This is a genomic window from Dietzia sp. UBA5065, assembly GCA_002415925.1.
Taxonomy (GTDB): Bacteria; Actinomycetota; Actinomycetes; order Mycobacteriales; family Mycobacteriaceae; genus Dietzia.
The window spans coordinates 18,642-29,419 of sequence record DIAZ01000160.1 but is presented as its reverse complement, the minus strand read 5'-3'; the positions used below and the strand labels follow the sequence as shown (position 1 = coordinate 29,419).

The window sequence follows — 10,778 nt, the reverse complement described above, 5'->3', positions numbered from 1 at the left end:
CGGGCGATCTCGCCGCGGTTGGCCACCAGGACCGAGGTGATCGGCGCGCGGGTGGCCGAGGGGGTGGGATTGAGTGTGCTCATGGTTTCGTTCCTCACATCCGGAAGACGCCGAAGCGGTCGGTTCCGGCGACTTCTCCGGAGTGGATCGCGGACAGGCTGAGGCCCAGCACTGTCCGGGTGTCGCGGGGGTCGATGACGCCGTCGTCGTAGAGCATCCCGGACAGGAACGCCGGCAACGACTCCTTCTCGATCTGGTCGGAGATCATCGTCTTGAGGCCGTCGATCGTGTCCTGGGCCATCTCCTCGCCGCGGGCGGCGGACGCCGCCGCGGCCACGGAGGTGACGACGTCGGCGAGCTGCTGCGCGCCCATGACGGCCGACTTGGAGCTGGGCCAGGTGTAGAGGAAGCGCGGGTCGAACGCGCGGCCGCACATGCCGTAGTGGCCGGCGCCGTAGGAGGCCGCCGTGATGAGCGAGAGGTGCGGGACCTCGGAGTTGGAGACGGCGTTGATCATCATCGCGCCGTGCTTGATGATGCCGCCGCGCTCGTACTCGGAACCCACCATGTAGCCGGTGGTGTTGTGCATGAACAGCAGCGGGGTGTCGTAGCGGTTGGCCAGCTCGATGAACTGGGTGGCCTTCTGCGCCTCCTCGCTGAACAGCACGCCGCGCGCGTTGGCGATGATGCCGACCGGGTAGCCGTGGATCTCGGCCCAGCCGGTCACCAGGCTCGCGCCGTACATCGGCTTGAACTCGTCGAAGTCCGAGCCGTCCACGATCCGGGCGATGATCTCGCGCGGGTCGAAGGGGATCTTGAGGTCCTCCGGGACGATGCCGAGCAGGTCCTCGGCGGCGTAGAGCGGCTCGATGACCTCGGCGCGGGGGGTGCTCCCCCGCTTGGACCAGTTCAAACGGCGCACGATGCCGCGGGTGATGCGGGCGGCGTCGGCCTCGTCGAGGGCGTAGTGGTCGGCCAGGCCCGAGACCCGCGCGTGCATGTCGGCGCCGCCGAGGGTCTCCTCGTCGGCGATCTCACCGGTGGCTGCCTTGACCAGCGGCGGTCCGGCGAGGAACACCTTCGAGCGCTCCTCGATCATCACCACGTGGTCGCTCATGCCCGGCACGTACGCGCCGCCGGCGGTGGAGTTGCCGTACACCACGGCGATGGTGGGGATGCCCGCCTTGGAGAGCCGGGTGAGGTCGCGGAAGAGCGCGCCACCGGGGACGAACACCTCCTTCTGCGTGGGCAGGTCGGCGCCGCCGGACTCGACGAGGCTGATCACCGGGAGCCGGTTCTTCTTGGCCACGTCGTTGAGGCGGAGGATCTTGCGCAGCGTCCACGGGTTGGACGTGCCGCCCTTGACCGTGGGGTCGTTGGCGATGAGCAGACACTCGACGCCCTCGACCACCCCGATCCCGGCGACCACGGAGGCGCCGGTCTGGAAGTCCGACCCCCACGCGGCGAGCGCGCACAGCTCGAGGAACGGGGACTCGCGGTCGAGGATCATGTCGATCCGCTCGCGAGCGGTGAACTTGCCGCGCTCGCGGTGGCGGGCGACCTTGCGCTCGCCGCCGCCGGCCAGCGCCGGCTCGAGGTCGGCGGTCAGCTGCTCGAGCTTGGCCTCCATCGCGTGCTTGGCGGCGCCGAAGTCGGCGCCGGTGGTGTCGAGCGTGGAACGCAGGATTGTCATGCGGTGTACCCCAAACGTCGTCCGGCGAGGGTGGTCAGGATTTCGGTGGTGCCTCCGCCGATGCCCAGGAGTCGGACATCGCGGTACTGGCGGCTCACCTCGGACTCGGCCATGAAGCCGAGCCCGCCGAAGAGCTGGACCGCCTGGTTGGCGACCCATTCGGCGCACTCCACGGCGGTGTTCTTGGCAAAGCAGACCTCGGCGATCGCGTCGTGCCCCGACACCGCCAGGTTCACGCAGTGGTGCGTGTAGGTGCGGGCGAGGTCGATGCGGCGGGCCATCTCGGTGACCGTGTTCTGCACGGCCTGACGGGACAGCAGCGGGCGGCCGAAGGTCTCGCGCTCGCGCACCCAGTCCAGGGTGATGTCCAGGCAGCGCTGGGCGTGGGAGTAGCCCTGGGCGGCCAGCGCGGCGCGCTCGCCGACGAAGCCGATCGCGATCTGGGCGAACCCGTCGTTCTCCGCGCCGACGAGGTTCTCCACCGGCACGCGGCAGTCGGTGAAGGTCAGCTCGGCGGTGTCGGAGGCGCGCCAGCCCAGCTTGTCGAGCGGCGCCGAGACGTGGAAGCCGGGGGTGTCGGTGGGGATCACCAGCAGGCTCACGCCCGCCGCGCCCCTCAGCTCCTCGCCGCCGGTGCGGACCGCGGTGACCACGAAGTCGGCGCGGGTGGCGGAGGTGATGTAGGTCTTGGCGCCGTTGACCACGTAGTGGTCGCCGTCCCGGCGGGCGGTGGTGGTGAGGTGCCCGACGTCCGAGCCGCCGCCGGGCTCGGTGATGGCCAGGGAGCCGATCATCTCGCCGGCGAGGGTCGGCTTGACCCAGCGGTCGATCTGGTCGGGGCGACCGGACTGGGCCAGGTGGGGGGTGGCGATGCCGCACGTGAACAGCGAGGCGAACACGCCGCCGGACACGCCGGCCTCGTGCAGCGCCTCGCACACGACCAGCGAGTCGATGGCGTCTCCGCCGCCGCCGCCGACCTCCTCGGGGAAGGAGACCCCGAGCAGGCCCAGCTCGCCCGCCTTGCGGTGCAGCTCGCGGGGGATCGCCCCCGCGGCCTCCCACTCGGCCAGGTGGGGCAGGATCTCCCGCTCGGCGAAGCGGGTCGTGGTCTCGCGCAGGGCGAGACGCTCTTCGGAGTACCAGGGATCACCTGGTACGTGGGGGGGGATGGTCACGCGTTCTCCTTCGCGGGTGCCGGTGCGGCGGGGACGGGGGCGGTGATGGTGTCGGGGACGTCGACGACGCGGGAGCGCAGCCACTCCGCGAGGCCCTTGGCCTGCGGATCCCAGCGGTAGCCGTGGGCGACGCCCTTGCCGAGGAGTCCGTCGATGACGAAGTTCACGGCGCCCAGCCGCGGGAGCTCGTACCGCTCGATCGGCAGGTCGGCGGTCTCCGGGAGCAGACGGCGCAGCTCGTCGACGGTCAGGGTGTCCCGCATCCAGCGGTAGGCCTCGGCGTCGCCGGCCCACAGCCCGATGTTGGCGGTGCCGCCCTTGTCGCCCGAGCGGGCGCCGAGGACGTCACCCAACGGGCGCCGGGTGCTGGACCCGCTCCACGGCGCGGACGCGGGCAGCGGTGCGCCGTCGGCGTCGAGGCCGTCGGAGGCGTGCCCGTCCCCCATCTCCACCATGGTCTCCGGGGGCGCGATGTCCACCCGGGTCCCGTCGGGCAGCACCGCGACGTGCGGGATCTCCCCCTGGGCCAGGTAGGCGGGGATGTAGACGCCGTACGGACCGCCGCGGCCCGGGGGCGCGCTGGGCGTGGCACCCGGGTAGCTGGACAGCGTCATGGCCACGGCGGCGTCGGAGAACGCCCGGCCCACCACGTCCTTGTCCGGGTCCCACGCCACGATGGTGAGCATCGCGGTGGCGGCGGCCTGCGTGTCGGCGTCGGGGTGGTCGGTGCGCTGGAGCCGGAAGTCGATCTCCGCGGGGCGCGTGGCGAGTCCGGCGAGGAACTGGCGCTCGACCAGGGCCGCCTTGTCCTCGATGTCGAGGCCGGTGAGCAGGAAGGTCAGCTCGTTGCGGAACCCGGCGAGGCACGTGACCGACACCTTGGTGGTGGTGGGGGCGGTCTCGCCGCGCACCCCGGAGATCCGGACGCGGTCCGGGCCCTCCTGCTCGACGACGGCGGTGTCGAGGCGGGTGACCACGTCGGGGCCGCCGTAGCGGGCGCCGGTGACCTCGTAGAGCAACTGCGAGGTGACGGTGCCGACCGTGACCGCTCCGCCGGTGCCGGCGTGCTTGGTGATGACCGAGGTGCCGTCGGCGAAGATCTCGGCGATCGGGAAACCGGGCGTGACGGGGTCGCTGATCTCGCCGCGGTTGAAGAACGAGTAGTTGCCGCCGGTGGCCTGGGTGCCGCACTCGATCACGTGTCCGGCGGCGGTGGCCCCGGCCATCGCGTCGAGGTCGGCGCGGGTCCAGCCGAAGTGGCTGATGGCGGGCCCGACGATGACCGAGGCGTCGGTGACGCGACCGGTGACGACGATGTCGGCGCCGGCGTCGAGGCAGCGGGCGATGCCGAAGCCACCGAGGTAGGCGTTGGCGGTGACGGGGAAGCCGGCGTCGGCCGGGATGGCGAGTTCGCCGACCCGGGCGATGAGGTCGTCACCCTCGACGTGCGCGACCCTGGGCGCCAGGCCCAGTCGGGTCCCGAGCTCGCGGACCGCGCCGGCCAGCGCGGCCGGGTTGAGCCCACCGGCGTTGGCGACGATCGTGACGTTCTTCTCCAGCGCGAGCCCGAGGCAGTCCTCGAGCTGACGCAGGAAGGTCTTGGCGTACCCGAGATCGGGGCTCTTCATCCGGTCACGACCGAGGATGAGCATGGTGAGCTCGGCGAGGTAGTCGCCGGTGAGGACGTCGAGTTCACCCCCCTCGAGCATCTCGCGCATCGCGGAGATGCGGTCGCCGTAGAAACCCGACATGTTTCCGACGCGCAGTGGCGCGGTGACGTCCCGTCCGGTCATGCCCGTGCTCCCTTCTCACGGCCGCCACCGGGGAGTCCGGCGAAGGCCTGGGCGATACGCAGCCACCCCAGCGCGTCCTCGCCGACCGCCACGAGGGCGGTGTCGTCGAGGTGGACACGCTGGGTGACGAGCAGGCAGAAGTCGAGGATCGGTCCGGTGACCGTCTGCTCGGCGCCGGCGGTGCCGAACTCGAGGACGCTGCCGTCGGCCTGGGTGAGGGCCACGTGGATCTCGGAGGCCGGGGCCTCGAGCCCGTTCATCATGTAGGCGAAGGCGCGGGTCTTGAAGCCCAACCGGGCCACGTGGGGCAGCGCGCCGAGGAAGGCCGGGTCGGTGTCCACGGCGACGCCGAGCGCGTCGGCGACGTCGACCCCGTGGGCCCAGGTCTCCATGATCCGGGCCGTGGTCATGGACTTGGGCCGCATCGGCGGCCCGAACCACGGGATCTGGTCCCCCGGGTCGGCGGCCTTGAGCGCGTCGGCGAGCTCGCCGCGGGCCAGGCGCCACCTGGCCAGGACCTCGTCGCGCCCGGTGGCGGCGATCTCGGCGGCCCCGACGTCGACGAACCCGGTCGGGTCGGCCATGGCGGACTCCACCACGGCCTGGAACGCGTCCGCGTCGTTGATGGCCGTCACGGAGACCTCGTCGGTCCACGCGAGGTGGGCGATCTGCATTCCGACGTCCCAGCCCTCGGCCGGGGTGTCGGTGGTCCAGCGCTCGGGACCGGCGGCCTCGACGAGCTCGTCCACTCGGGCGTTGAGCGCGGCGAGGGCGGCGTGCGGGTCCTCGCTGGCGGGGGTCTGGGTGTCCTTCTGCATGCGCATCAGGCTTCCATCCCGAGCGAAATAAAGCAAGCGCGCTTGCTTGCTTTTCCGCCGCCGCTTTACCACCCTGTGATCAGCGGTGATCCCGATCACTTCCGGAGCAGGGACACCCCGACCCACTGGAGAAATCGTGCGCCTAGACCTCACCGGGATGGACCCCACGGACCACGCCCTCGCCCGACGCTGTTCGGTGGGCGACATACCGACCCGGGCGGCGGCCACGTTCGCCGGCCGGACCGCTGTCACCGACGACGCGGGCTCCTGGACCTTCGCCGAGCTCGAATCCGTGGCCAACCGCGTGGCGCACGGCCTGGTCGAACTCGGCATCGAGGCCGAGGATCCGGTGTCGATCCTGTCCACCAACTGCCGCGAGTTCGTGGCGACCTACTTCGGTGCGGCCAAGGCCGGGATGGTGGCCCTGCCTATCAACCTGCTCTCCGGACTGGACAACATCGCGCACGCCCTGACCGACTCCGGCACGCGCATCCTGCTGGTCCACGGCTCACTCGCGGAGTTGGTCATGGGAGCGGTCGCGGGTATCCCGTCGATCCGCACCGTCGTCGTCGTCGGGGGTGTCCCGGAGGGGCTGGAGGCACCCGCCGACGGTCCCGCACTGATCGGCTGGGACGACCTGCTCTCGGACGACGACTCGAACCCCGACACCGTGATCGCCGACCGCCAGGTGGTCCAGTGCCTCTACTCCTCCGGCACCACCTCGCGCCCCAAGGGCGTCCTCACCTCCCACCTCGCGGTGACCATGGCCGGGCTGGGCAACGGCGCGGTCTTCGGACTGAAGTGGGGTGCGCAGGGGTCGGTGACGGTGTGCCCGCTCCCCCTCTTCCACACGGCCGGGCTCAACGGCGTCCTGGTCCCCGCGATCACCATGGGCGCGACGGTCCACCTCCTGGCCGGCTTCGACCCCACGCAGTACGCCGACACCGTCGCGAGGGTCCGGGCCACCCACCTCGTGGGCCTTCCCCTCATGCTCGAGTCGCTCGCGGGGGGCGCCGACCGCGGTCTGGACCTCTCCTCCATCGAGGTCCTCCTGTACGCCATGGCCCCGATGTCCGAGGAGATGCGCAGGCGGCTCGAGGCGGCGCTCCCCGACGCGAAGATCGTCCTGGGGTCCGGGATGAGCGAGTGCACGCCCGCCACGGTGATGCAGTGGCCCGAGCTCAACCCCGACAAGTCCGACTCCTGGGGCTACCCCACCCCGATCGCCCAGAACCGCATCTGCGAGCCGGGCGGCGAGGCGCTCCTGGCCACCGACGAGGAGGGCGAGATCGCCTACCGCGGCCCCACCGTCATGGAGGGCTACTGGAACAACCCGCAGGCCAACGCCGAGGTGTTCGTGGGCGGGCACCTGCACTCGGGCGACCTCGGGCGGATCGACGCCGACGGCGTGGTGTGGTTCGCCGACCGCGTCAAGGACATCGTCAAGTCCGGCGGCGAGAACGTGTCCTCGCTCCACGTCGAGCGGGTCCTCCTGGACCACCCGCACGTCGCCGAGGTCGCGTGTGTGGGCCGGCCCGACCCGACGTGGGGCGAGCTCGTGACGGTGGTGGTGGTCCCGGCCGAGGGCGCGTCCGACGACGACGAGTTGGTGGCCTCCGTGATGGAGTTCGGGGCCGAGCGGCTCACCTCGTCACACCGGCCGCGCGACGTCGTGGTGACCGACGCGATCCCCCGCACCGCGACGGGCAAGATCCGCAAGGTGGAGCTGCGCGGCGTCAGGTAGGTCGACGCGCCCCCCGCACGACCTGAGTCAGGGGTCGACCTCGAGGAGCTCGCCCGGGATCTCCAGGCGCGCGGCGGCGAGGTCGGCCCCCAGCCCGGACTCGAGCACCCCGCCCTGCGGCGGGCGGGCCACGAGATTCACCGCACGGAGGTTGGGCAGCAGGTAGCGGCGGGTCTCCATGCCCTCCAGGCCGGGCAGCAGCTCCCGGAACCGCTCCTGCGTGAGCTCTCCGGCCAGCCACGCGAAGGCGGAGTCGTCCCACGTCCACACGGCGATGTTGACCCCCCGGCCGACCACGCCGCGGCGCACACCGGCGACCGAGCCCAGCGCCGACGTCCTCGGTGGCCCCCCGGGCACGGTGCCGGGGGACCACGCCGCGGGGAGCTCCCCCGGGCCGATGTCCGCCGTCTCCGGCGGGACCGGCACCGCGACCCGTTCCCCGCCGGGGAGCACCACCGAGTGGCCGGAGTCCTCCTGGGCGAGGGGTCTCGCCACGCGGAGCGGGTGCCCGGGCCCCTTCCTCATGGCCACCACGGCCACGACGGGCGGGGCGGGTTCGCCGCGGGCCCCGCTGAGGCGGACGCGGTCGGTACCCTCCTGCGCGAGTCGGACCGTGTCGAGCCGCAGGACCACGTCGGGCGCGGCGTAGCGGACGCCCGCCACCCCGTCCAGGAGCTGGTCGGTGACGGTACCGACGGTCACGGAGCCGAACGCGGAGGGATGACGGGTGATGACGGCCGAGCCGTCCGGGGCGATCTCGGCGATCGGGTAGCCGCCCGCGACGGGATCGGTGGTCCGGGTGACATCGGTCGACGAGTCGACCACCCCCGTCGCGCCCGGGCCTCCGGAGAGGACGTGCCCCACGGCGACGGAGCCGGCGAGGGCGTCGAGCGCGGACGACGTCCACCCGTGGTGGGCGGCGGCCGCGCCGGTGACCAGCGCCTCCCGGCTCACGCGACCCGTGACGACCACGTTCGCCCCGGCGGCCAGGGCCCGCGAGATCCCGAACGCCCCGTGGCGGACCGTGGCGACGTCAGCCTCGCCGAGGCCCAGCTCGACGGCGCGGTCGGTCACGTCGCCGGAATCGACGGCCGCCACCAGCAGGTCGATCCCCGCGTCGGAGGCCCGCGCCCTCAGCTCCACGGCGAGCCCCTCCGGATCCAACGCCCCGGCGTTGGTGACGATCCGCACCCCCCCGGCGCCGATGAGGTCCAGGCACTCGCCCAACTGGACCAGCGCGGCGGGCTCGTATCCCGGCCCTCCCCCGGACCTCGCCGCGGCCAGCGCGAGCATCGCCTCGTCCGACAGCATGTCCAGCGCGAGGACGTCCAGGGACGCGGCGCCGAGGAACTCCGCCGTCGCCGTGGCCCGGTCGGTCCGCGAGGCGGAGACGTTGCCGATGCGCAGCGGGCTCGGGGTTGTCGTCATCAATCCTCCGGATGGGTCCTGTCGGGGGGGCGGACACGCCTACCCCAGCATGCTCCCGGTCTCGGCGAGCCGGGTGTGGAACGAGAACGCCTCACCGAGGATATGCGGCGTGTGACCCGCGTCGGGCCGGGCCCGCGCCCGATCGAGGTAGTCGTGCAGGAGCGGCCGGAAGGACGGGTCCGCGCACCGGTCCACGATCACGCCGGACCTCCTGCGGGGGCTCAGCCCACGCAGGTCCGCCAGCCCGTGTTCGGTGACGATCACCTGCACGTCGTGCTCGGTGTGGTCGACGTGCGGGACCATCGGCACGATCGCCGAGATCGAGCCGTTCCTGGCCGTGGACGGGCTGAGGAACATCGACACGTAGGCGTTGCGGGTGAAGTCCCCCGAGCCGCCGATGCCGTTCATGATCCGGGTACCGCCCACGTGGGTCGAGTTGACGTTGCCGTAGACGTCGGCCTCGAGCATGCCGTTCATGCCGATGACGCCCAGACGCCGGACGATCTCGGGATGGTTGCTGATCTCCTGGGGACGCAGGGTGATGTGACGGCGGTAGAGGTCGATGTTGCCGACCAGCTCGACCAGCCCCTGCCCCGACAGGGCGAGCGAGGTGGCCGAGGCGTGCGCGACCTTGCCCTCCCTGATGAGCCGGAGCATCGAGTCCTGGATGACCTCCGAGTAGCACGTGAGCTCGGAGAACGGCCCCGCCGCGAGGCCTGCGAGGACGGCGTTGGCGACGTTTCCGATTCCGGCCTGGAGGGGCAGCAGGCTCCCCTCCGGCAGGCGGCCGCGCGCGACCTCGTGTCGGAAGAAGTCCACCACGTGGCCGGCGATGGCCTCGCTGACCGCGTCCGGGGCGGCCAGCGCGCTCTCGGAGTCCCGTTGGTCGGTCGGGACCACCGCGATGACCTTGGCCGGGTCCACCTCGAGGTGGGCCTGTCCGATGCGGTCGTCGGGGCGGGTGAGCATGATCGGCCGGCGGTCCGGCGGCAGGGCCGTCCCGTAGTAGACGTCGTGCATGCCCTCCACCCCGAGCGGGACCCACGAGTTGACCTCGAGGATCACCTTGTCCGCCACGTCGAGCCAGGTCTTGTTGTTGCCCACCGACATCGACGGCACGAGCCTGCCGTCCTCGGTGATGGCCGCGACCTCGACCACCGCGACGTCCACGTCCCCGTAGTAGCCCTCCCACACCTGCTGGGCCACGTGTGACAGGTGGATGTCCACGTAGTCCACGGAACCGGAGTTGATCTTCCGCCGCGCGGTGGGCTCGCTCTGGTACGGCATCCGCAACGCCACCCCGTCGACCTCGGCGAGGACGGCTTCCGCCTCGTTGGCCACGGAGGCACCGGTGAGCAGGTTGACGCTCATCCTCCCGCCCGCCGCCCGGATCGCCCGGATGCGGTCCGCGAGGGCGGGGGCGAAGGCCTTGGGGGTGCCGGCGCTGGCGAAGCCGCTGATCGCGACGGTGTCGCCGTCCCCGATCTGCGCGACCGCCGTGGCGGCATCGGTGACGAGGCTCCGGAAGTGGTCGTGCCGGATCCTGGAGGGATCGTAGGACGGTCCCGTCCGGTGGTCAGAGCTGGTCATCATCCGAGCCTATCGCCGAGGCGGGATCGCCACGCATCGACGCCCCGGGGGCGGCTCAGGACGCCTGGCCTGTGGGGATAGACTCGGCACACCACCAGTCCGCCGCGCCAGCCGCGTCCTCCAGGAGTGAGCCGTGCCCCCCAGGACCGCCCCGATCCCCGACCGCATCGACCAGGCCCGCGCCAACTGGGAGCGCGAGGGCTGGGCCGATGCCGCCCGGGGGATGACGGTGGTGACCTCGGTGATGCGCGCGCACCAGATCCTGCTCGCCCGGGTGGAGGAGACCCTGCGGCCGTGGAACCTGTCCTTCCCCCGCTACGAACTCCTGCGGCTGCTGGCGTTCTCCCGCTCCGGCTCGCTGCCGATCACCAAGGCCTCCGAGCGGCTCCAGGTCCACGTCACGAGCGTCACCAGCGCCATGAAGCGTCTCCTCGACGCCGGGTTGGTGGAACGTCGCCCGCATCCCACCGACGGCCGCACGACCCTCGTGGAGATCACCGAGCAGGGCAGGCGGGTCGTGGCCGAGGCCACGGCGGC

8 protein-coding genes are annotated in these 10,778 nt (G+C 72.0%); 2 read left to right on the top strand and 6 right to left on the bottom strand.

Features of this window, described 5'->3' with window-relative positions; genetic code table 11:
* Positions 1-94: 94 nt before the first annotated feature.
* The 4 genes from B4M60_RS13045 to B4M60_RS13030 are packed head-to-tail and all read right to left on the bottom strand — an operon-like array spanning position 95 to position 5,485.
* Positions 95-1,693 carry an acyl-CoA carboxylase subunit beta gene (locus B4M60_RS13045; RefSeq protein WP_291084746.1) on the bottom strand — a complete coding sequence of 533 codons (1,599 nt, stop codon included), beginning with the start codon at positions 1,691-1,693 and terminating at the stop codon, positions 95-97.
* Entirely contained in the window at positions 1,690-2,868 is a 1,179-nt protein-coding gene (locus B4M60_RS13040; protein WP_291084742.1) for an acyl-CoA dehydrogenase family protein, read from the bottom strand. The genes B4M60_RS13045 and B4M60_RS13040 overlap by 4 nt, the downstream gene beginning before the upstream one ends.
* Positions 2,865-4,661 (bottom strand): acyclic terpene utilization AtuA family protein, encoded by a 1,797-nt coding sequence (locus B4M60_RS13035; protein WP_291084739.1) that lies wholly within the window; start codon positions 4,659-4,661, stop codon positions 2,865-2,867. The genes B4M60_RS13040 and B4M60_RS13035 overlap by 4 nt, the downstream gene beginning before the upstream one ends.
* On the bottom strand, positions 4,658-5,485 hold the full coding sequence (locus B4M60_RS13030) for a TIGR03084 family metal-binding protein (protein ID WP_291084736.1): 828 nt from the start codon (positions 5,483-5,485) through the stop codon (positions 4,658-4,660). Before B4M60_RS13030 ends, B4M60_RS13035 begins: the two co-directional genes overlap by 4 nt.
* Before the next feature lie 130 nt (positions 5,486-5,615).
* Between B4M60_RS13030 and B4M60_RS13025 the strand changes: the two genes are divergently transcribed.
* A complete protein-coding gene (locus tag B4M60_RS13025) occupies positions 5,616-7,223 on the top strand; it encodes a class I adenylate-forming enzyme family protein (RefSeq protein WP_291084734.1) in 1,608 nt (535 codons plus the stop codon).
* A gap of 27 nt (positions 7,224-7,250) precedes the next feature.
* On the opposite strand, the gene B4M60_RS13020 is transcribed toward B4M60_RS13025, so the two are convergent.
* On the bottom strand, positions 7,251-8,651 hold the full coding sequence (locus tag B4M60_RS13020) for an acyclic terpene utilization AtuA family protein (RefSeq protein ID WP_291084731.1): 1,401 nt from the start codon (positions 8,649-8,651) through the stop codon (positions 7,251-7,253).
* A gap of 39 nt (positions 8,652-8,690) precedes the next feature.
* Positions 8,691-10,241, bottom strand: a complete 1,551-nt coding sequence (locus tag B4M60_RS13015; RefSeq protein ID WP_291084729.1) for a succinate CoA transferase — start codon at positions 10,239-10,241, stop codon at positions 8,691-8,693.
* Between the two features lie 133 nt (positions 10,242-10,374).
* Between B4M60_RS13015 and B4M60_RS13010 the strand changes: the two genes are divergently transcribed.
* A partial coding sequence (locus B4M60_RS13010; protein ID WP_291084726.1) for a MarR family winged helix-turn-helix transcriptional regulator occupies positions 10,375-10,778 on the top strand: 404 nt, incomplete at its 3' end.

What these genes read in the sequence shown, in the direction of transcription:
- B4M60_RS13045 (WP_291084746.1), bottom strand. Translation starts at nt 1,693, where the DNA reads ATGACAATCCTGCGTTCCACGCTCGACACCACCGGCGCCGACTTCGGC.
- B4M60_RS13035 (WP_291084739.1), bottom strand. Translation starts at nt 4,661, where the DNA reads ATGACCGGACGGGACGTCACCGCGCCACTGCGCGTCGGAAACATGTCG.
- B4M60_RS13030 (WP_291084736.1), bottom strand. Translation starts at nt 5,485, where the DNA reads ATGCGCATGCAGAAGGACACCCAGACCCCCGCCAGCGAGGACCCGCAC.
- B4M60_RS13020 (WP_291084731.1), bottom strand. Translation starts at nt 8,651, where the DNA reads ATGACGACAACCCCGAGCCCGCTGCGCATCGGCAACGTCTCCGCCTCG.
- B4M60_RS13015 (WP_291084729.1), bottom strand. Translation starts at nt 10,241, where the DNA reads ATGACCAGCTCTGACCACCGGACGGGACCGTCCTACGATCCCTCCAGG.